Source organism: Deltaproteobacteria bacterium (assembly GCA_020848745.1).
Taxonomy (GTDB): domain Bacteria; phylum Desulfobacterota; class Binatia; order UTPRO1; family UTPRO1; genus UTPRO1.
Genome location: JADLHM010000133.1, coordinates 1 through 20,973 on the forward strand (window position 1 = coordinate 1; position 20,973 = coordinate 20,973).

Genomic DNA, 20,973 nt, shown 5'->3' on the forward strand with positions numbered 1-20,973 from the left:
AGCGCCTCCTCGCGTCGACGTCGCTCGGCGCAGGCCGCCTCGATCTCGCCGCGACGCTGCATGATCCGCGCGCGCGCCGCGTCGGCGCCGGCGGCGAATCGCCGCGCGACCGCCGCGTCCGTGCTCGCCAGCGCCTCCCAGGCGGCCGTGCTGCGGGCGAGCTCCGCCGCCGCGCGCTCGGGGTCGGTGGCGTCCGCGAGACCCTCGACGGCGGCACACAGCAACCCCTCCTGCCTCCGCCCCTCCGCTTCGGCGGCACGCCGCGCGTTCTCCGCGTCCTCGATCGCCTGCAACATCGCTCTCGCGCGCCGCGCCACGGCCTTCTGCTGCGAGCGCGCGGCGATGGTCTCGAGCAGCGCCGCGTCGGAGTCGGGCCGCGCGCTCACGACGCGATCGAACGCGGCGAGCGCGACCTCCCGGTGGTCGCTGTTCAGCACGGTGGAGAGCAGCTCCTCGGGCGAGCGCAGGAGGGCGGCAGCGGCGAGCGCCGTCCTCTCCACCTTCGCGTGACGGGCGACGCCGCCGAGCGCGCGCTCGTCGGTCAGCTTGGCGAGCGCCACCTCACGAACGGCATCGGCGGCCGAACTCCTCGCGATCGACGACACGCGCCGCACGTCGACCAACAGACCCGCCGCCTCCATCGCTGCCGGCAGCGCGGCGTCGAGGGCAAGCGCGAGCAGCCGGTCCTGGGCGGCCTCCCGAACGCCGGGGTCCGCGTCCACCGCCGTCAGGCGACCCAGAACGGCCGGGTCGCCGACCTTCGCGATCGCCGCCCGCCGCACCTTCACCTCGGGGTCCCGCTCCGCCAGGACCGCGAGCTCGCTCTGGCTCTCCATCTCGGGGATCGCCTGGAGGCGAACGGCCGGGTCGTCGTGCTTCCAGCGGGGCTGCGCTTTGAGCTTGTCGAGAATTCCCATGGGAGATGTGAATGCCTCTGCCGTCGTGGTTTGGCGAGAGCCGTATCACACACAGCGCGGGGCGCGAGGACCGGCGATGACCCGCACCGGGGGATCGTGGGGCCGCCGCCCGTCGGCTTGCATTCTGGATGGAGATTATCCAGATCTGGAGGATCTCCATGCTTCCACGTCCTCAACCTTCGCAGCGGAGCGGGGTCGCGTCCGAGGCCTCCGAAGGCCGCCGCAGCCGGCGCCGCCGCGAGCTGCACCAGAGCATCCTCGACACCGCGGCCGGGCTCTTCGCGCGCGACGGATACGAGACGACCACCGTCGAGAAGATCGCCGCCGCCGTCGACATCGCGCCCGCGACCTTCTTCAACCATTTCCGCAGTAAGGAGGACGTACTGCGGGAGATCGGCCAGGACGTGTTCTCGCGCTTCCGCCGGCTGGTCGATGAGCAGCTCGAACGTCCGGTGACGAGCCTGGAGCGCCTCCACGGCTTCGCGACGCGTGGCGCGGCGCTGGTGCGGCGGGCGCCCGAGATGACCCGGCGGGTGCTGATGGCGGTGCTGCGCGCGCCGCGTCCCGGTGAAGCAGGGGCCGAGCTCGCGTCGATGCAGGAGGATTTCTCGCAGCTCCTGCGTCGCGGCCGCGACGTCCCGGCGAAGGACGTCCGCGACGACCTCGACGTCGAGCTCGCGGCCGAGATCCTCGTCTCGGTCGTGATCGGCGCCATGAGCCACTGGATCAACGATCCCGCCTATCCGCTGGAAAGCAAGCTGCGCGCGTCGTTCGCGCTGCTCGCCGACCGATTCCTGACCTCCACCAGCCCCGCGCGCACGGCCTCCCGCCGTCCGGCGGCCAAACGCAAGAGGAAGACCCCATGAAGACCGAGATCTGCAAGCGCCTCGGGATCGAGTTCCCGATCTTCGCGTTCAGTCATTGTCGCGACGTGGTCGCCGCGGTCAGCAACGCCGGCGGGTTCGGCGTGCTCGGCGCGGTCGGCTTCTCGGCCGATCAGCTGCGCGTCGAGCTCGACTGGCTCGACGAGCACGTCGCCGGCGGCTACGGCGTCGACATCGTCATCCCCGGCAAGTACGTCGGCATGGGCGAGATGGACGTCGAGAAGCTGCAGGCCATGCTCGCAGCGCAGGTCCCGGCCGAACACCGCGCCTTCGCCAAGAAGCTCCTCGCCGACCATGGGGTACCCGAGCTCCCTGCCGAGGAGAAGCCGCGCGAGCTCCTCGGCTGGACCGAGGCCACCGCGGGTCTCCAGGTGGAGGTCGCGCTCCAGCATCCCAAGGTGCGGGCGATCGCGAACGCCCTCGGCACTCCGCCGGCCGAGGTCATCAAGGAAATCCAGGACACCGGCCGGCTGGTCGGCGCGCTCTGCGGCAGCGCCAAGCAGGCCCTCGCGCACAAGGCGGCGGGCATCGACTTCATCATCGCCCAGGGCACCGAGGGCGGCGGCCACACCGGCGAGATCGGCAGCATCGTGCTCTGGCCCGAGGTGATCGAGGCCGCCGCGCCGATCCCGGTGCTCGCCGCCGGCGGCATCGGCAGCGGCAAGCAGATGGCGGCCGCGATGGCGCTCGGGGCACAGGGCGTGTGGACGGGCTCGATCTGGCTGACGGTCACCGAGGCCGATACGCCGCCCGCGCAGAAGGAGAGCTTCCTCAAGGCCACGAGCCGCGACACCGTTCGCTCACGCTCGTGGACGGGCAAGCCCTGCCGCATGCTGAAGAACGACTGGACCGAAGCCTGGGAGAAGCCCGAGAACCCGAAGCCGCTCGGCATGCCGCTCCAGTTCATGGTGACGGCCGAGGCGGTGAGCCGCGGCCACCACTACGCCGCGAAGGCGCAGGCGGTCGGCTTCAACCCGGTCGGCCAGATCGTCGGCCGCATGAACGAGATCCGCTCCGCGCGCCACGTGATCCAGGACATGGTGCAGGACTACATCGAGGCGACCGAGCGGCTGCAGGGGCTCTTGCCGGAGGCCTGAGCGCGACGGCGGGGCGCGCACCCATCGGACGCCGGCATCTTCTCGACGCGGCTCGCGGACGTAGCGGGCGTCCGGCCGGACGATCGTGGCCTCCCTCAGCGCAGCGCCTTGGTGCGGGCGATCGCGTCCCGCCAGCGTTCCATCGTCGCCGGACCCCGCTCCCATGCCTCGGTCGCGAAATAGAAGATGAGGCATTCGGCGATGTCGCCGTACTTCTCGACCAGGCGCCTCGGCAGGTCGGCCCACGTGCTCGTCACGGCGTACACGTCGAGCATCTCGTCGGTGATGGCGTCGGCCATCGCCGAGAGATCGCCCTGGCGCTGCAGCTGCGTGAGCCGCTCCGAGACGCCATGCCAGCCGTGCAGCTCGAAGACGCCCTTGTAGGCGGGCGTCGAGCCGTAGAACGCGATCTGGAAGCGGGCGCGCTGCCGCCACTCGGCGCGCTCCTCCTCGCTGTCGCCGACGATCGTGAACACCGGACACGCGAGCTTGATGGCGCCGGGGTCGCGTCCCGCCTTGGCCGCGCCGGCCGCGACGTTCGGACGCACGACCTCGTCGAGGTAGCGGCGCGAGTGGAACGGGTGCACGTGCACGCCGTCGGCCACCTCGCCGCAGGCGCGCAGCATCCACGGCCTGACCGCCGCGAGGTAGATCGGCACGTCGGGATGCTCGATCGGCCCCGGGCTCCACAACCCGAGCAGGCTGAAGCGGTAGAACTCGCCCTGGAAGTCGAGCCGCTCCGTCCCCTGGAAGGCGCGAAAGATGGCGCGGAGCGCCAGCACGTACTCGCGGAGCCGCGCGCCCGGGCGGTCGTACGTCGTCGAAAAGCGGCGCTCGATGTGGGCTTTGATCTGCGTGCCGAGACCGAGGACGAAGCGTCCGCGCGTCGCCTCGGCGAGCTCCCAGGCGGTTTGCGCCGTCACCATGGGACTTCGCGGGAACGCGGTCGCGACGGCCGTTCCGAGGCGCAGCTCGGGGGCCGCGAGCGCCGACGCCAGGCAGGTGAGGTACGCGGTGCGTCCCGCCTCGGCGAGCCAGAGGCCGTCGTACCCCGCTCGCGCGCACGCCGCGGCGCGCTCCCCGGCGCGATGCAGCTCCATCCCGGCTCCGAACGCTTCGATTCTCATGACGCCTCCCGTTTCGCGTAGTCTCGGCTCGCCGACGTCATCGGCCGGGCGACGATGGCACGACTCCCTTTCCAAGGGGAGCCGCGCGCGGGCGTGACGGCTCCGCTCCTCATCCAGATGATGCGAGCCGAGGGGCCGTGCTGGGGCGCGGTGTTCAGCGCGCCGTTCGCCAAACACGACGCGGCGCAGCTGAAGAACAAATCGGACTGGCGCCGAAACACAAACGGCACCGAGGGCGTCTCATCGACGGCACTCGGCCGACGAGCTCACGCGAGTGGCGCCTTGGTACCCCTCGCAAGCGCATGCTAGCGTCGCACACGGTCATGAGCTCGCGTCTCGATACGGCGATCTCGGCACGCGAAACTGGCGGCGATCGCACGATGACGTACCTCGTCGAACGCCTCGCCGAGCTCCGACGCCACCTCGACCACCTGCGCGCGATTCGGCCCGGTGTGACGGGACCGGAGTTGCTCGAGCGAGACCTCACCCTCCACAACGACGTGCTCTTCTCGCTCTTCACGGTCTGTCAGCTGGTGATCGACCTCGCGAGCGAGCTGTCGTCACGCCGAGGCGATCGGTTCGAGGATGACACGGAGGCGGTGCGCAACCTCGCCAAGGACGCGCGCTTTCCGATCGAGCTCGTCCGCCGCCTGGAGCGACTTCCGGGCTTCCGGAACGTGCTGGTGCACGGCTACGTGAGCCTGGACATGGCGAGGGTCGTCGAGGCGCTGGACGAGCTGGCTCCGATCGACGAGTTTCACGGAATCGTGAGCGGTTTGCCGGAACTCTGAGGCGCCGCCGCCGTGTACGTCGCCTACACCCCCGAAGAAGAAGCGCTCCGCACCGAGCTCCGCGCCTACTTCGCGACCCTCATGACCCCCGAGGTCGAGGCCGAGGTCGCCAACGGCGACACCGGCGGGCCGCACTGTCTCGCCGCCGTCAAGAAGATGGGCCGCGACGGCTGGCTCGGCATCGGCTGGCCGAAGGAGTACGGCGGTCAGGGCCGCGGGCTCGTCGACCAGTTCATCTTCTACGACGAGTCCTGGCGCGCGTTGGCGCCGATCCCGGCGCTCACGATCAACGCGATCGCCCACACGATCATGGCCTACGGCAGCGACGAGCAGAAGCGGTTCTTCCTGCCCCGCATCCTGAAGGGCGCGCTGCACTTCGCGGTCGGCTACACGGAGCCGCAGGCGGGAACCGACCTGGCGTCGCTGAAGACCCGCGCCGTCCGCGACGGCGACGAGTGGGTGATCAGCGGCCAGAAGATCTACACCAGCCTCGCCGGCTACGCCGACTACATCTGGCTCGCGGCGCGCACCGACCCGGACGCGCCCAAGCACCAGGGCATCTCGATCTTCGCGGTGCCGACGGCGACGCCGGGCTTCTCGTACTCGCCGATCCACACCTTGGTCTCGTCGGGCACGACCAACACCTTCTACGACAACGTGCGCGTCCCGACGTCGGCGCTGATCGGCACGGTGCACAAGGGTTGGAAGCTCATCACCAACCAACTGAACTACGAGCGCGTCGCGATCGCGCCGCCGGGGATGGTCGACAAGGTGTTCCAGGACACGGTCGCGTGGGCGCGCGCGACCACGCTCCCCGACGGGCGCCGCGTCGTCGACCAGGAATGGGTCCGCACGAACCTCGCCCGCGTGCACGCCCGGCTCGAGTACCTGAAGCTCGCCAACTGGAAGGCCATCACCTGCGCCGAGCCCAACCCGGGGATCTCGAGTACGACCAAGGTGTTCGGCAGCGAGTTCTTCTGCGAGGCCTACCGCCTGCTGCAGGAGGTCTACGGCGCCGCCGGCATGCTGCGCGGCGACGCGCCCGGGGCGCCGCTCCGCGGCCGCCTCGAACGCGCCTATCAGGGCACCCTCTTCCTGACCTTCGGCGGCGGCGTCAACGAGGTGCAGCGCGACCTCATCGCGCTCTTCGGTCTCGGCATGCCGCGCGTCCCGCGCCACTGAGGAGTCCAACCGTGGATCTCGAGCTCGACGAGAACCAACGCTCCATCGCCGACCTGGCGCTGCGGATCCTCCGCGACGCGCTGACCCGCGAGCGCCTGCGCGCGATCGAGGCGAGCGACGACCACGTCGCCACCGACGAGTGGACGAAGCTCGCGACCGCGGGCCTGCTCGGCGTGCCGCTCCCCGAGGACGTCGGGGGCGGCGGCTTCGGGCTCGTCGAGGCCTGCCTCGTGCTCGAGCAGGTGGGCCGCACGGTCGCGCCCCTGCCCTACCTCCAGACCGTCGTCGGCGGCGCCATGACGATCGACGCCCACGGCACGCCGCGGCAGCGCCGCGAGCTCCTGCCGCGCGTCGTCGACGGCTCGCTCGTCCTCGCGATCGCGTTCGCCGAGCGCTTCGACGAGCTCGCGGCGGCGCTCCCCGTCGCGGCCGCCGTCCGCGAGGGCGCCGCCTGGCGCCTCGACGGCGAGAAGCCGCTCGTCGCGATGGCGCACGTCGCGGATCGCCTGCTGGTCTCCGCGCGGACGCCGCCCGGCGCCTGCGCGGTCTTCCTCGTCGACCCGCGTGCGGCCGGCGTCACGCTCGAGACCACCGAGACGACCGCGCGCGAGCTCCGCTCCACGGTGCGACTGGCGGACGTCCGCGTGCACGACGACGACCGGATCGGCGACGCGGACGCCGGCATGGACATCGTCGCCGCGGCCGTCCGTCGGCTCACCGCCGGTCTCTGCGCGACCCAGGCCGGCGTCTCGGCCGAGGCGCTCCGCCTCACGGCGGCGCACGTGTCGGAGCGCGAGCAGTTCGGACAGAAGATCGCGACCTTCCAGGCCGTCGCGCAGCGCGCGGCCGACGCCTACATCGACACGGAGGCGATCACCCTCACCGCCCGGCAGGCGGTGTGGCTCCTCGCCAGCGGGCGCCCCGCCGACGAGGCCCTCGACACCGCGAAGTTCTGGGCGGCCGAGGCCGGCTTCCGCGTCGCGCACGCGGCGCAGCACCTGCACGGCGGCATCGGCGTCGACACCGAGTACCCGCTCTTCCGGTACTTCCGGACGACGCGCCAGATCGAGCTCACGCTCGGCGGCGCGGCGTTGCACCTCGCCCGCCTCGGCGAGCGGATCGCGGCGGGTCGATGATCGGCCGCAACGGACGCCTCCGAGCGTTGACAGCGGCACCGCGGTCGCTGCAAATCTGGCCGTACAGGAGGTTCGCCATGCTCAACCGTCGACTCGCGCTCGTCGTCCCGCTGGTCCTCGTCCTCGCCACACCGGTCGCCGCCTTCGACCTGACCGGCACCTGGACGGGCACCCGCAAGTGCAAGTTCTTCGATGCCGGGGTGAGGTCCAAGGTCGACCGCGAAGGCACGGTCGTGATCACCCAGTCCGCCAACTCCGTCGGGTTCCGGAGCGACATCGGAAGCTCGCACCTCTACCACGGGATCGCCAACTTCGGGACCGAGAAGCCGGACAAGGGCGAGCTCTCGGTACGCCACTGCGACAATCACATGGACGCGGCGCCGTTCGACGCGATCGGACGCTTCACGGTGAGCACCAAGCCCGGCAGGGCGAAGGCGACGATCTCCGGCATCAGCATCGTCGCCAACGACACCGTCCTGAGTCCGAGCCACGGCACCTGCAAGTGGAAGCTCACCCGCACGACGACCTTCGATTCCGGCGGCGTCTCGACGAACTGCGACATCGTGCTGTCACGACGCGCCGCCAAGACGGACGTCGCGTATCTGAGCGAGTCCGAGACGAAGCGGCTCCACGACGAGCTCATGGCCTATCGGCTCGCCACGTATCGCTACGCGTCCCCGAGCACGTCGCCCGGCAGCCATCTCGGCTTCATCATCGACGACGTCGCGCCGAGCCCGGCGATCGCCGCGAGCGGCGATCACGTCGACCTCTACGCGTATACGAGCATGGCGGTCGCGGCGCTGCAGACCCAGGCCCGCGAGATCGAGCGCCTGCGCGCGGCGGTGGCGAAGCTCGAGACACGGAGCGCGGGCAAGCTCCGGACCGGAGCTTCACCCTGAACGAGAACGCGGCGCGCCCGCGTCGTTGACGGAGGTCCGGCGGCGGCTCAGCCGCCGGCCTTCGCGGCCTCGGTCGTCTGGATGACCTCGTGGATCTCGAGCACGCTCGGCCCCGCGAACATCTCGGCCGGCGGCCGGTTACCGTGTGCGATCCGGAACGACTCGCTGTTCGTCCAGTCCCAGAACGCCTGCTCGGATTCCCAGTAGGTCTGCACCAGGTAGTAGCCTTGCTCCTGGCGCTCCTCGATCCGTCCCGTCTGGTGGTCGAAGCGGCGCGTCACCGGCCGCAGCACGAGGTTCTTCACGAACCCCGGCGAGCGGTCGATCAGGTGCGCGCGCTTCTTGAAGCGCTCCTCGAACTCGGCTTCGAAGGCCTTGGTGACGGGGATGCGGTTGGTGACGACGAACACGGGAGCCTCCTTGGCTGGTCTAGCCCGATCTAGTCCGCGAGCAACGCGCGCAGCCGATCCATCGCGGGCCGATGATCCTCCTCGACGAGGATGCCTCGCATGCCGAGGCGCTCGGCCGCGGCGACGTTGCCGTGGAAATCGTCGAGGAAGACCGCGTGCTCGGGCGCGGCGACGCCGAGGCGATCGAGGGCCAGTCGGAAGATGCGCGGATCGGGCTTCCGGACGCCGGCGTGCGCCGAGTCCACCACCACGTCGAAGAGCTCGTCCACCGGCAGCATGGCGCGCCAGCCCTCGCCGAACTCCCGCACGTTGTTGGTGACGATCGCCGTCTTGACGCCGACCGCGCGGGCGTGGCGCGCGAGCGCGACCACGTCCTCGCGTATGCTCGTGTTGCGGAGCGAGCCGAGCGCCTCGAAGAGATCGATGCGGTGCTCGGGAGCCCCCAGGTCGAAGATCGCCTGCCGCGCGTCGACGAGCGAGACCTCGCCGCGCTCGAGACGGTGCCAGGGGTGGTCGGTGTCGCTGTCGTACGGCCCGAAGACGATCTCGATGACGCGCTCGGGCGCGAGTCCGAGCCCGGCGCCGAACGCGCGCACCGCGGCGAAGGGCGACTCCATGAAGACGCCGCCGAAGTCGAAGAGGACCGCTCGAACGGATGGCATCGGCCCATCCTCGCGGTTTCCCCGCGTCCCCTCAAGCGCCCGGCGCGCGCTTGCGGCGCGCAGCCCGTCCGGGGCAAGCTCGCCGTCCCCATGCGTCCGCGCTGGATCCGCGCCCTCGCCGCCGTCGCCTCGATGGCGGCCGCACCGGCACCGGCCGCGTTCGGCCACGCGCCGCCGGAAGCGATCGAAGCGGCGGCGCGCGCCGAGGTCGCGCGCCGCCCGGCCGACGCCGACGCGCACCTCGCCGCCGGCCGCATGCATCGCGCCGCGCGGGCCTGGGACGCGGCGCTCGCCGCCTGCGAGCGCGCCGCGGCGCTCGGCGCCGACCCGACCGTCGTCGCCGTGGCCAAGGGCGAGGTGTACCTCGACGCGGGATGGCCGGGCCTGGCCGAACGCGAGCTCACGCGGGCGCTCGAGCGAACGCCCGAGGACGTCGGGGCGCGCTACGACCGCGGCCGCGCCCGCATGGCGCTCGGCGATCCCGCCGGCGCGGCGCAGGATTTCGAACGCGCGATCGCCGGTATGCGTGAGCCGCGTCCCGAGCACGTGTTCGCGTGGCGCGACGCGCGCATCGCGCTCGGCGACCCCGCCGGGGCGATCCGCGTCCTCGACGCCGGCGTCGCGTACCTCGGCGCGGTACCGTCGCTGCACCTCGCCGCGCTCGACCTCGAGCTCGCCCTCGGGCGCTACCCCGACGCGCTCCGCCGCCTCGATGCGCTCCTCGCGATCGGCGCGCAGAGCCCCGCCTGGATCGCGCGGCGGGCCGAGGTGCTCGATCGGCTCGGGCGCCACGCCGAAGCGCGGCGCGACCGCGCCCGCGCCCTCGCCGTGATCGAGCACCGTCGTCCGGGACGGCGCGGCAGCACGCTCACGACCCTCGCCGCCGAGCTCCGCCGCGATCTCGCCACCACCGCAGAGCCCCGGGAGGACCACCCATGACGCCGCCGGCCTTGCGCCTCGCCGCCCTCGCCACGAGCCTGCTCGCCGCGACCGTCGCGGACGCCGCGACCATCGTGCGCGGCCCGTATCTCCAGCAGCCGACGCCGGCCGGCATGACCCTGCGCTGGCGCACGGACGTCCCGACCGACAGCCGCGTGCGCTACGGCGCGGCCCCGGGATCGCTCGGTCTGACCGTAGACGACGCGGCCGTCACGACGGAGCACGTCGTGACCGTGTCGGCGCTGGCGCCCGACACCGTCTACTTCTACGCGATCGGGTCCACGAGCGCCGACCTCGAGGGCGACGACGCCGATCACTTCTTTCGCACAACCCCGACCCCCGGCGCGGTGCGCCCCCTGCGCATCTGGGTCACGGGCGACGGCGGCTACGCCAACGCCGACGGTATGGCCGTGCGGGACGCTTACGCGGCGTACAACGGCGCCGCGCCCACCGACCTCTGGCTCCTCCTCGGGGACAACGCCTACCCGACCGGCAACGACGCCAACTATCAGGCGGCGCTCTTCGACCTGCACCACGACATGCTGCGGAGCGTCCCGACGCTGTCCACGTTCGGCAACCACGAGGCCATGGCGGGCAACTCGGCGCTCCAGACCGGTCCCTACTTCACGATGTTCACCTTCCCGACGGCGGGCGAGGCCGGCGGCGTTCCGTCCGGCTCCGAAGCCTACTTCTCCTACGACTACGGCAACGTGCACTTCGTCGTGCTCGACTCGGAGCACAACTCCAAGGCCTCGACGAGCCCGATGATGCTGTGGCTCGAGGCGGATCTGCAGGCGACGACCGCCGACTGGATCATCGCGCTCTGGCACCGCCCCCCCTACAGCAAGGGCCTGCTGCACGACTCCGACCTCGAGTTCGAGGAGATCACCATGCGCACCAACGTCGTGCCGATGCTCGAGGACTACGGCGTCGACCTCGTGCTCTGCGGGCACAGCCACTCCTACGAGCGCAGCTACCTGCTCGACGGCCACTACGGGCTCTCCGACACGTTCGAGCTCCCGGTCCACGCTCGCGACGCCGGCGACGGCGATCCGAGCGGCAACGGCCCCTACCGCAAGCCGAGCCTCGGGCAGAGCCCGCGCAACGGGGCAGTGTACGTCGTCGCCGGCAGCTCGAGCGACGTCCGCACGACGACGCTGAACCATCCGGCGCTCCCGGTCGGGCTCCTCGAGCTCGGCTCGCTCGTGCTCGACGTCGACGGCCAGACGCTCACCGGCACGTTCGTGAACGCCGCCACGCAGGCGGCGGACCGCTTCCGCATCGTGAAGGGTCCATCCTGTCCGAGCGCGCCGCGGGGCGGCTGCGCGAGCGCCCCGAAAGGCCGGATCGCGCTCAGGAACGATCCCGTCGACACGAAGGACAAGGCGCAGTGGAAGTGGCAGAACGGCACGCTCGACAGCACGCAGATCGGCATGCCGAGCGGCCAGAGCGACGTCGCGGTCTGCCTGTACGATCAGAGCGGCAGCCTGTTCGGCGACGCCCTCGGCCACGGCGCCCCGGCGTGGAAGGCCAAGGGCGGCGGCGTGCAGTACGTCGAGAAGTCCGGGGCGCACGCCGGCATCACGAGCGTGAAGGGCACGTCGGGCACCGGCAAGGGACAGATCCAGGTGAAGGGCGCCGGCGCCTCGCTCGCGCTGCCGGCCGGCGCGCCGGCGTTCCCGTTGACGGCCCAGCTGATCAACCTCCAGAGCGGAGCGTGCTGGGAGTCGGTGTTCCCGACCGCCAAGGTCAACGACGGCGTGAAGCTCTCGGCGAAGCTCCCCTGAGCCGCGCTCGCGGCGGCTTCCGCCACGGCGGCGCCAACGCGCAAAGCGGCTTCGTGCGGTTCCGCGCGGTCAGAGACGCAGCTGGCGCGCGGCGAGGTCGCGCATGATCTCCTCGCTGCCGCCGCCGATCGCGTTGACGCGCACCTCGCGGTAGATGCGCTCGACCTTGTTGCCGCGCAGATAGCCGGCGCCGCCGAGCACCTGCATCGCCTCGCGGGCGCAGAACTCCATGGTGAGCGTCGCCTGGACCTTGAGGAGCGCCAGGTCCGTGACCGGCGTCTCGCCCTGCTGCACGCGCCAGGCGCAGTTCTCGAGATACGCCTGCGTCGCGTTCACCTGGCGGAGCATCTCGGCGACCTTGTGGCGAATGACCTGGTGGTCGGCGAGCCGCTTGCCGAAGGTGCGCCGCTCCCGCGCGTAGCGCGCGGCCTCGACGAGACACGTGCGGGCGTAGGCGTTCGCGCTCGCCGCCATGCCGAGACGCTCGCCGTTGAAGTTCAACACGATGCCGAGGAAGCCCTGGTTCTCGGCGCCGATCAGGTTCGCCGCCGGCACCCGCACCTCGTCGAAGTAGAGCGCCGCCGTGTCGGACGCCCACCAGCCCATCTTTTCGAGACGCGTGCGCGACACCCCGGGGCGGTCGAGCTCGATCAGGAGAAGCGAGATGCCGCCGTAGCCGGGACCGCCGGTGCGAACCGCAGCCGTCACGTAGTCGGCGCGAAGCCCGCCGGTGATGAACATCTTGCTGCCGCGCACGACGTAGTCGTCGCCGTCGCGGACGGCGCGGGTCTGGATGTTGGCGACGTCGCTGCCGGCATCGGGCTCGGTGATGCCGAGGCAGATGTGCTGTTCGCCCGAAAGCACGCGCGCCGCCACCCGGGTCTTGAGCTCCTCGGAGCCGAGCGCGAGCACGGGCGGGAGGCCGATCGCGTGCACCATCAACGAGGCGAAGATGCCGCCCGCGCCGATCTGCGCCGCCTCCTCGGACGTGATGATGTGGTGGAAGTGGTCGATCCCGGCCGACGTGCCGCCGTACTGCTCCGGGTATCCGAGGCCCAGCAGGCCGACCTCCGCCGCCTTGCCGTAGAGCGCGAGTGGGATCTCGCCCGCCGCTTCCCACGCCTCGACGTTCGGCGCGACCTCCTTCGCGAGCCAGCGACGGAGCGTATCGCGCCACTCGCGGTGGCTGTCGTCGTAGAACGGCGAGGCGGGCTTGGTGGAATCGAAATCGATGACGGCGGTGGACGGCATGATGACGGGCTCCCGTGACGAGGGTGATCGAGCGCGGCGCGACCGTTCTCCATACCAGCACGCGCGGCCGCGACGCCAATCGGAGCGGCGGCGGGGCGAGGCCGGCGGGGAGCAAGCGCGGGCTTGCCGCCGGAGCGCGGGCGCATGCCGCGTCGCTCGCGATCTCGACGTCGGCGCGCGCGGCCTCAGGCGGCCGGCGCGGTGATGCGGATCAGGTGGTCGAACGCCCCGAGAGCCGCCTTCGCCCCCTCGCCGGTCGCGATGATGATCTGCTTGTAGGGCACGGTGGTCGCGTCGCCGGCGGCGAACACCCCGGGAACGCTCGTCCGCCCCCGCTCGTCGACGACGATCTCGCCCGTCCGGGAGAGCTCGACCGCGCCGCGCAGCCAGCCGGTGCTCGGCAGCAGCCCGATCTGGACGAAGATCCCGGCGACGGCGAGATCGCGGACCGCGCCGCTCGCCCGCTCCTCGTAGCGGAGGCCGGTCACCCGCTGCCCGTCGCCGACGACCTCGGTCGTGCGCGCCCCGAGGATCACCTCGACGTTCGGCAGGCTGCGGAGCTTCCGCTGCAGCACCTCGTCCGCCTTGAGCGCGTCCATGAACTCGAGGATGGTCACGTGCTCGACGACGCCCGCGAGGTCGATCGCCGCCTCGACACCCGAGTTGCCGCCGCCGATCACGGCGACGCGCTTGCCCTTGAAGAGCGGACCGTCGCAGTGCGGGCAGTAGGTGACGCCGCGCGTCCGGTACTCGCCCTCGCCCGGGACGTTCATGTCGCGCCAGCGCGCGCCGGTGGCGAGCACGACGCTGCGGGCGGCGAGGCGCGCGCCGCTCGCGAGCTCGACCACGATCGGGTCGCCGGGGACGAGCTTCACCGCCCGCTCGAGCTTGATCACGTCGACGTCGTAAGCGGCGACGTGCGCTTCGAGAGCGGCGGCGAGCCTCGGGCCCTCGGTCGCCGCGACCGAGACGAAGTTCTCGATGGCGTTGGTGTCGAGCACCTGGCCGCCGAAGCGCTCGGCGACCACGCCGGTGCGGATGCCCTTGCGAGCGGCATAGATCGCGGCCGCCGCGCCCGCGGGTCCGCCGCCGACGACCAGCATGTCGAAGACCGGCTTGGCGTCGAGCACGCGCGCGCGCCGCTCCACGGCGCCGGCGTCGATCTTCGCGAGCAGCTCTTCGAGCTCCATCCGGCCCTGTCCGAGCCGCTCGCCGTTCAGGTACACGGTCGGCACGGCCATCACCTGCCGCTCCGCGACCTCGTGCGGGAAAGTCGCGCCGTCGATCGCGACGTGGGTGACGTTGGGGTTCCGCGCCGCCATCAGGTTCAGCGCCTGCACGACGTCGGGGCAATTCTGACACGACTGCGAGAAGTAGGTCTCGAAGTGGAACGGACCCGTGAGGGCGTCCACCTGCGCCAGCGCGTCGCCGCCCACCTTCGGCGGGTGGCCGCCGACGTGGAGCAGCGCCAGCACGAGCGAGGTGAACTCGTGCCCGAGCGGGAGGCCGGCGAAGCGCACGCGCGGGGCCTCGCCGGGCAGGTGGATCGCGAACGACGGCCGGCGGACGCCGGTTGCGCCGCCCGCGCGCGCGTCCTCGACCACCCGCACCATGCTCGACGCCTCGGCGAGATCGGCGAGCAGCCGCCGCATCTCCGCCGAGTCGGCGCCGTCGTCGAGCGCCGCGGCGACCTCGATCGGCCGCCGCAGGTGCTCGAGGTACTGTCCGAGCTGCGCTTTCAACGCATCGTCGAGCATGGTGCCGGGTCTCCTTCAGATCTTGCCGACGAGGTCGAGCGACGGCTTCAGCGTCTTCGACCCCTCTTGCCACTTCGCGGGGCACACTTCGCCCGGATGCGAGGCGACGTACTGGGCCGCCTTCACCTTCCGCAGCAGCTCCTTGGCGTCGCGGCCGATGCCGTTGTCGTGGACCTCGTAGAGCTTGATCTTGCCGTCGGGGGCGACGACGAAGCTGCCGCGGAGCGCGAGGCCCTCGTCCTCGATCAAGACCTCGAAGTTGCGGGCGAGCGTGGCGGTCGGGTCGCCGACCAGCGGATAGCGGACCTTCTTGATGGCCGGTGACGTGTCGTGCCAGGCCTTGTGCGCGAAGTGGGTGTCGGTCGACACGCCGTAGACCTCGACGCCGAGCTTCTTGAACTCGTCGTAGTTGTCGGCCAGGTCCTCGAGCTCGGTCGGGCAGACGAAGGTGAAATCGGCGGGATAGAAGACGAAAACGCTCCATTTTCCGCGGATCGACTCGTCGGATACCGGGACGAACTTCCCGTCGTGGAACGCGGTGGCCTTGAACGGCTTGATGGTCGTGTTGATCAGCGACATCTCGATTCCTCCTCCAGGTTGATGGTTCGCGCCGGTTCTCCCGGCGCCGTTCCTATGTGCCCCCGGAGCGCCCGACAGTCCAATCGAACGTTTTGAACTTCCGATCATCACTGGTTATCAATCGGGGATGATCGACCTCGGACAGATCACCCTCACCCAGATGCGGTACGCCGTCGCGGTCGAGACGACCCGGAATTTCCGGGAAGCCGCGGCGCGCTGCCACGTGTCCCAGTCCGGCCTCAGCATGCAGCTCCGCAAGCTCGAGGAGCTGCTCGGCATCGTGCTGTTCGACCGCGCCAAGAAGCCGCTGCTCGTGACCACCGACGGGGCCGCGGCGCTCGCCCAGATGCGGGCGGTCCTACGCGAAACCGAGCGGCTCGGCCAGGTCGTAGCCGAGGGCGAGGAGCCCGCGGGGCCCTTCCGCCTGGGCGTCATCCCGACGCTCTCGCCGACGGTCCTCCCGTTGTTTCTCGGCCGCTTCGCCGCCGCGCACCCTCGCGTCGAGCTCGTCGTCGAGGAGCTCAAGACCGAGGAGATCATCGCGCGCCTGCGCGCCGACACCCTCGACGCCGGCCTGGTGGCGACGCCGCTCCGGGTCGCGGGGCTCCGTGAGGAAGCCCTCGGCCACGAGCGCATGCTCGCCTATCTGCCGCCGGGCGACCCGCTGCTCCGCAAGACGGCGGTCACCCAGGCGGCGCTCAGCGAGCGCGAGCTCTGGATCATGCCGGAAGGCCACTGCTTCCGGAGCCAGGTGCTGTCCTACTGCGGCACCGAGCCGCGCCCCCGCCCCTCGCGCATCCAGTTCGAGAGCGGCAGCTTCCAGACGCTGGTGCGGCTCGTCGACGAGGGGCTCGGCGCCACGGTGCTGCCGGAGCTGGTCGTCGACGGGCTCCCGGCCGCACGCCGCCGCCGGCAGGTGCGCGCGCTGGTCGCCCCGACGCCGGTCCGGGAGATCGGGCTCGTCACCGCACGGAGCCACCTGCGCCGGCGCGTCACCGACGCGCTCGTGGCGGCGATCCGCCGCGGGCTCGAGCAAGCGCTCCCGCCGGCGGCGCGGAGCGCGGTCGTGCTGGATCCGCTGGAGTGACGCGCGCCCAGGATCACGCGCGCGGCCGGAGGGGGCGGGCGAAGAAGCGCTCGATCTTCGCCCGGTCGGCGTGCACGTCGCTCCGCCCGAGCTCGATCAACCGGTCGCAGAACGTGGTGTCGAAGAGGAGGTAGCTCGCGAGGTTTCGCGTCGCCTCGTCGCTCCCGAGACCGCGCAACAGGTAGCGCACGACGGCCGGAATGCGATCGGCGAGCTCGCCCGCGATCGCCCCGATGGACTCCGACGGCTTGATCGACAGCACCTCGATCTCGCGAAAGTCCCCGGGGGCGGCCTGCTCACCGCCTCGGCGGATGATGCTCGAGTTCACACGCTCGCTGTGCTCGATGTCCGAATCGATGGCGTCGAGGAGAACCGCGTCGAGGAGGACGCCCGCGATCTGCGCGATCGTCGGCGGCGGACGCCGCTGCCCGTCGTCGACGGACGGCACGGACCCGCCGCGGACGCCGATCGCGACGATGCGGTCGGCACCGAGCTGGATCGCGGGCGCGAGCGGGGCGATGTTGCGGATGCAGCCGTCGGCGAAATGGCGGCTGCCGAGCTCGACGGAGGGAAAGAAGACCGGAATCGCGCTCGACGCCATGAAGTGGTCGACGCCGAGCACGGCGCGCTCGATGCTCCAGTGCGTGCGGGTCCAGAGCTTGAGGTCCGGCGCGCCCTCGAGGAAGAGCACGCCGCTCCCGCTGTAGAGGTCCGTCGCCGCAATGGCCACGCCGCGGAGCGTGCCGTCCGCGACGTTCTCCGCGATGCGACCGCCCTGGAATTCGCGGCCGATCAGCTGCCGGAGCGGCGCCGTGTCGAGGAGCGCCTTGCCGGTCACGTGGCCGACCATGCCGCCGAACGTGAGGTCGCGCACCCAGCGCAGACCGATCGAGCCGAGCGACACCACGTCCGTGCGGAACACATGGTCGGCGCTGAGCCCGCGCCACACCGAGACCAAACGCTCGACGCCCGCGGCGCAGCGGTCCGCGGTGGCGGCGAGGAGCCCGGCGTTGATCGCCCCCGCGCTCGAACCGACGAGGAGGCCGATGTTCGAGCGCTCGGGCGCGAGGCATCCGATCTCGAGCAGCCCGAGTAGCGCGCCCGCCTGATATGCCCCGCGGGCGCCGCCGCCCGAGAGCACGAGCGCCGTCCGGGCGGCGGTGTCGGCGTCCGTGTCCAGCATGCCCGGTCATCGACCACGGAGCGACGGCGATGGTCAAGCCCGCTTCGCCTCTCGTTCCGGTGTCCGCTGTCGCCGCATCCTTGAGGCGGGCGGTGAAAGTCGGCATAGCAGCTCTCGGCGATGGGCGCGGGGATCCAGACGAAGATCTTCGAGGACGGAGACGCGCTGGCGCGCGCGGTCGCACGGGACCTGAGCACGCTCGCCGCGGCGGCGGCCTCCGCGCCGTTCACGATCGCCCTCTCGGGCGGCTCGACGCCGAAGCGGCTCTACGAGCTCCTCGCGGCGCCGCCTTGCCGCGAGCGCGTGCCGTGGACGAAGGTCGAGCTCTTCTTCGGCGACGAGCGCAGCGTGCCGCCCGAGCATCCGGACTCGAACTACGGCATGGCGAAGCGCGCGCTCCTCGACCACGTACCGGTGACGGCGCACCGCATGCGCGCCGAGCACGGCGACGCCGAGGGCTACGCGCGCCTCCTCGGCGAGCGCATCGCGCGGCGCCGAAACGGCGTGCCGGTCCTCGACGTCGTGCTGCTCGGCATGGGCGAGGACGGCCACACCGCGTCGCTCTTCCCCGGTACCGCGGCCCTCGGCGAGCGCGCGCGCTGGGTCGTCATGAACGACGTCCCGCAGCTCCACACGCGCCGCATGACGCTCACCTATCCCGTGCTGAACGCGGCCGAGCGCGTCTGGGTGCTCTCGGCCGGCGCCGGCAAGCGCACCATGGTCGCCGAGTGCCTCGCGGCGGCGGCGCGCGGCGACGATCCGCCGCCGCGGCCGATCGTCGGGATCCGGCCGACCGACGGCGAGCTCATCTGGTTCCTCGACAAGGCGGCCGCAGGGCCGACGGCCTGACGGCCGAGAGAGGCAGTCGCACATGCAGCAGATCGGACTCATCGGGCTCGCGGTCATGGGCGAGAACTTGGCCCTCAACATCGAGCGCAACGGCTTCCCCATCGCGGTCTACAACCGGAGCTTCGAGAAGACCGACGCCCTCCTGAAGGGCCGCGCCCAGGGCCGGAACTTCGTCGGCGCGAAGACGCCGGCGGAGCTCGTCGCCGCGCTCGCGCGGCCGCGCCGCATCATCACGATGGTGAAGGCCGGCGGCCCGGTCGACGCGGTGCTCGACGAGCTCCGGCCGCTCCTCGAGCCCGGTGACATCCTCGTCGACGGCGGCAACTCGCACTTCACCGACACCGATCGCCGCGTCGCCGCTCTCGAGCCGACCGGCATCAAGTTCTTCGGCATGGGGGTGAGCGGCGGCGAGGAAGGCGCCCTCTGGGGTCCGAGCATCATGCCGGGCGGCGACGAGGCGACCTATCGCCACCTCGAGCCGATCCTCACGAGGATCGCCGCCAAGGCGGACTCCGGACCGTGCGTCACGTACGTCGGCCGCAAGAGCGCCGGCCACTTCGTGAAGATGGTGCACAACGGCATCGAGTACGGCGACATGCAGCTGATCGCCGAGTCGTACGACCTGCTGCGCTACGGCCTCGGGCTCGGCTCGGCGGACATCGCCGACGTCTTCGCCGAATGGAACGCGGGCGACCTGCAGTCGTTCCTGATCGAGATCACGGCGAAGATCGTGAACTTCAAGGACGACCGGGGCGGCCGGAAGCCCTTGATCGACGCGATCGTCGATACCGCCGGCCAGAAGGGCACCGGCAAGTGGACGACCCAGGCCGCGCTCGACCTCGGCGTCGCGATCCCGACCATCACCGCCGCCGTCGACGCGCGCATCATGTCGTCGCAGCGCGCGACGCGGCTCCTCGCGGCGAAGGTCTACCCGCCGGCGCCGAAGCCCCTCAAGACCGGCAAGAAGGCCGCGGTCGCCGACATCCGGGCGGCGCTCTACGCGTCGAAGATCTGCTCGTACGCGCAGGGCTTCGCGCTGCTCGCCGAGGCGTCGAGGTCGTTCGACTACGGCGTGAAGCTCGGCGAGATGGCGCGCATCTGGAAGGGCGGCTGCATCATCCGCGCCGTCTTCCTCGACCGCATCCGCCAGGCATTCGAGCGTGACCCGCGCCTCGCGAACCTGCTCCTCGACAAGGACTTCGCGAAGGCCGTGAAATCGCGCGTCGGGGCGTGGCGGAGCACCGTCCGACTCGGCGTGAAGCTCGGCATCGCGCTCCCCGCCATGTCGGCGTCGCTCGCCTACTTCGACGGCTTCCGGCGCGCGCGCACGCCCGCGAACGTGATCCAGGGTCAGCGCGACTTCTTCGGCGCCCACACCTACGAGCGCCTCGATCGCGAGGGCATCTTCCACACGGAATGGTCGGGCGGCCATGGCGGCGCACGTTCTCGCGGGTGACATCGGCGGCACGAACTCGCGCCTCGCGCTCTACGAGACCGGCGCGGGCGGGCCGACGCTCGTCCGCGGCGCCACGTTCCCGAGCCGCGAGCATGCCGGTCTCGAGGACGTCATCGCCCGTTTCCTCGACGACGGCGCGGCGGCGGTGCCGATCACGGCGGCCGCCTTCGGCATCGCGGGACCGGTGGTCGACGACGCCGTCGCCGCCACCAACCTCCCCTGGCACATCCGGGGCACGTCGCTCCGGACCCGTCTCGGCACGCCGCACGTCCGGCTCTTGAACGATCTCGAAGCGACGGCCCACGGCGCGCTCGCGCTGCCGCCGGAGAAGCTCCTCGCGCTGAACGCCGGGGTCATGCGCCCGGGCAACCGGGCCGTGATCGCCGCCGGCACCGGGCTCGGCCAGGCCCTCCTCTTCTGGGACGGCGCGCGTCACGTGCCCGTCGCGACCGAAGGCGGACACGCCGACTTCGCGCCCCGCGACGAGGTGGAGCACGACCTGTTACGGTGGCTCGAGCGCAAGTACGACGGTCACGTCTCCTACGAACGCGCCGTCTCGGGCCACGGGCTCGTCAACATCTTCGGCTTCCTCGACGAGCACTGCCGCATGCCGGTCGCCCCCGAGACGCGACGCCGCCTCGAGCGCGAGGACCCGGCGGCGGTGATCGGCGAGCTCGGTGTCGCGGGCACGTGCGGCACGGCGGTCACGGCGGTCGAACGCTTCGTCTCGATCTACGGCGCGCAGGCCGGGAACCTGGCGCTCACCGTCATGGCGACGAGCGGCGTCTACGTCGGCGGCGGCATCGTCAACAAGCTGCTCGCGGCGATGACGGGCGGCTCCTTCGTGCGCGCGTTCGTCGCCAAGGGCCGGTACGAGCGGCTCATGCGCGAGATCCCGGTGTGGATCATCCGCGACCCGGACGCGGGGCTGTACGGCGCGGCGCACGTCGCGGCCGCGCTGGCGGCGGGCTGACCCGGGC

Annotated in this window: 20 protein-coding genes; 12 read left to right on the forward strand and 8 right to left on the reverse strand. The window is 71.5% G+C overall.

Annotation, left to right across the window (positions count from 1 at the left end; genetic code table 11):
* A partial coding sequence (locus IT293_18900; protein ID MCC6766733.1) for a hypothetical protein occupies positions 1–917 on the reverse strand: 917 nt, incomplete at its 3' end.
* Positions 918–1,075: 158 nt separating this feature from the next.
* Here IT293_18900 and IT293_18905 point away from each other — a divergent pair.
* Both IT293_18905 and IT293_18910 read left to right on the forward strand, forming a co-directional pair.
* Positions 1,076–1,783, forward strand: a complete 708-nt coding sequence (locus IT293_18905; GenBank protein MCC6766734.1) for a TetR/AcrR family transcriptional regulator — start codon at positions 1,076–1,078, stop codon at positions 1,781–1,783.
* A complete protein-coding gene (locus IT293_18910) occupies positions 1,780–2,898 on the forward strand; it encodes a nitronate monooxygenase (GenBank protein MCC6766735.1) in 1,119 nt (372 codons plus the stop codon). The genes IT293_18905 and IT293_18910 overlap by 4 nt, the downstream gene beginning before the upstream one ends.
* 95 nt (positions 2,899–2,993) lie before the next feature.
* Here IT293_18910 and IT293_18915 read toward each other — a convergent pair whose 3' ends face one another.
* Positions 2,994–4,025 carry a TIGR03617 family F420-dependent LLM class oxidoreductase gene (locus tag IT293_18915; protein ID MCC6766736.1) on the reverse strand — a complete coding sequence of 344 codons (1,032 nt, stop codon included), beginning with the start codon at positions 4,023–4,025 and terminating at the stop codon, positions 2,994–2,996.
* A 323-nt stretch (positions 4,026–4,348) separates the two neighbouring features.
* Here IT293_18915 and IT293_18920 point away from each other — a divergent pair, with 323 nt between their 5' ends.
* The 4 genes from IT293_18920 (at position 4,349) to IT293_18935 (ending at position 8,033) form a co-directional block, all read left to right on the forward strand.
* Positions 4,349–4,816, forward strand: coding sequence for a DUF86 domain-containing protein (locus tag IT293_18920; protein MCC6766737.1), 468 nt, complete (start codon positions 4,349–4,351; stop codon positions 4,814–4,816).
* Between the two features lie 12 nt (positions 4,817–4,828).
* Positions 4,829–5,998 carry an acyl-CoA dehydrogenase family protein gene (locus tag IT293_18925; protein ID MCC6766738.1) on the forward strand — a complete coding sequence of 390 codons (1,170 nt, stop codon included), beginning with the start codon at positions 4,829–4,831 and terminating at the stop codon, positions 5,996–5,998.
* 11 nt (positions 5,999–6,009) lie between these two features.
* On the forward strand, positions 6,010–7,134 hold the full coding sequence (locus IT293_18930; GenBank protein MCC6766739.1) for an acyl-CoA/acyl-ACP dehydrogenase: 1,125 nt from the start codon (positions 6,010–6,012) through the stop codon (positions 7,132–7,134).
* A 77-nt stretch (positions 7,135–7,211) separates the two neighbouring features.
* Complete coding sequence (locus IT293_18935) at positions 7,212–8,033, forward strand: hypothetical protein (GenBank protein MCC6766740.1); 822 nt, start codon at positions 7,212–7,214, stop codon at positions 8,031–8,033.
* 47 nt (positions 8,034–8,080) lie between these two features.
* On the opposite strand, the gene IT293_18940 is transcribed toward IT293_18935, so the two are convergent.
* Entirely contained in the window at positions 8,081–8,443 is a 363-nt protein-coding gene (locus IT293_18940) for an antibiotic biosynthesis monooxygenase (GenBank protein MCC6766741.1), read from the reverse strand.
* Between the two features lie 29 nt (positions 8,444–8,472).
* Positions 8,473–9,105: an HAD family phosphatase gene (locus IT293_18945; protein ID MCC6766742.1), complete on the reverse strand. Its 633-nt coding sequence runs from the start codon at positions 9,103–9,105 to the stop codon at positions 8,473–8,475.
* A gap of 90 nt (positions 9,106–9,195) precedes the next feature.
* Here IT293_18945 and IT293_18950 point away from each other — a divergent pair, with 90 nt between their 5' ends.
* Positions 9,196–10,044: a tetratricopeptide repeat protein gene (locus IT293_18950; GenBank protein ID MCC6766743.1), complete on the forward strand. Its 849-nt coding sequence runs from the start codon at positions 9,196–9,198 to the stop codon at positions 10,042–10,044.
* Positions 10,041–11,831 carry a metallophosphoesterase family protein gene (locus tag IT293_18955; protein ID MCC6766744.1) on the forward strand — a complete coding sequence of 597 codons (1,791 nt, stop codon included), beginning with the start codon at positions 10,041–10,043 and terminating at the stop codon, positions 11,829–11,831. Before IT293_18950 ends, IT293_18955 begins: the two co-directional genes overlap by 4 nt.
* 69 nt (positions 11,832–11,900) lie before the next feature.
* Here the strand turns inward: IT293_18955 and IT293_18960 are convergent, their stop codons facing one another.
* The 3 genes from IT293_18960 to ahpC all read right to left on the reverse strand — a co-directional run bounded on the left by IT293_18960 (position 11,901) and on the right by ahpC (position 15,418).
* Positions 11,901–13,082, reverse strand: a complete 1,182-nt coding sequence (locus IT293_18960) for an acyl-CoA dehydrogenase family protein (GenBank protein MCC6766745.1) — start codon at positions 13,080–13,082, stop codon at positions 11,901–11,903.
* A gap of 185 nt (positions 13,083–13,267) precedes the next feature.
* Positions 13,268–14,839 carry an alkyl hydroperoxide reductase subunit F gene (ahpF, locus tag IT293_18965; GenBank protein MCC6766746.1) on the reverse strand — a complete coding sequence of 524 codons (1,572 nt, stop codon included), beginning with the start codon at positions 14,837–14,839 and terminating at the stop codon, positions 13,268–13,270.
* A gap of 15 nt (positions 14,840–14,854) precedes the next feature.
* Positions 14,855–15,418 (reverse strand): peroxiredoxin, encoded by a 564-nt coding sequence (gene ahpC / locus IT293_18970; protein ID MCC6766747.1) that lies wholly within the window; start codon positions 15,416–15,418, stop codon positions 14,855–14,857.
* A 127-nt stretch (positions 15,419–15,545) separates the two neighbouring features.
* Between ahpC and IT293_18975 the strand changes: the two genes are divergently transcribed.
* A complete protein-coding gene (locus tag IT293_18975; GenBank protein ID MCC6766748.1) occupies positions 15,546–16,505 on the forward strand; it encodes a hydrogen peroxide-inducible genes activator in 960 nt (319 codons plus the stop codon).
* A gap of 13 nt (positions 16,506–16,518) precedes the next feature.
* Here IT293_18975 and IT293_18980 read toward each other — a convergent pair whose 3' ends face one another.
* Positions 16,519–17,688, reverse strand: coding sequence for a patatin-like phospholipase family protein (locus IT293_18980; GenBank protein ID MCC6766749.1), 1,170 nt, complete (start codon positions 17,686–17,688; stop codon positions 16,519–16,521).
* Positions 17,689–17,808: 120 nt separating this feature from the next.
* Between IT293_18980 and pgl the strand changes: the two genes are divergently transcribed.
* The 3 genes from pgl to glk are packed head-to-tail and all read left to right on the forward strand — an operon-like array spanning position 17,809 to position 20,966.
* A complete protein-coding gene (gene pgl / locus IT293_18985; GenBank protein MCC6766750.1) occupies positions 17,809–18,537 on the forward strand; it encodes a 6-phosphogluconolactonase in 729 nt (242 codons plus the stop codon).
* Between the two features lie 22 nt (positions 18,538–18,559).
* The gene (gene gndA / locus IT293_18990; GenBank protein ID MCC6766751.1) at positions 18,560–19,993 is read left to right on the forward strand and encodes an NADP-dependent phosphogluconate dehydrogenase; all 1,434 of its coding nucleotides are present in this window, start codon (positions 18,560–18,562) and stop codon (positions 19,991–19,993) included.
* Positions 19,968–20,966 carry a glucokinase gene (gene glk, locus IT293_18995; GenBank protein MCC6766752.1) on the forward strand — a complete coding sequence of 333 codons (999 nt, stop codon included), beginning with the start codon at positions 19,968–19,970 and terminating at the stop codon, positions 20,964–20,966. The genes gndA and glk overlap by 26 nt, the downstream gene beginning before the upstream one ends.
* The last annotated feature ends 7 nt before the right edge of the window (positions 20,967–20,973 follow it).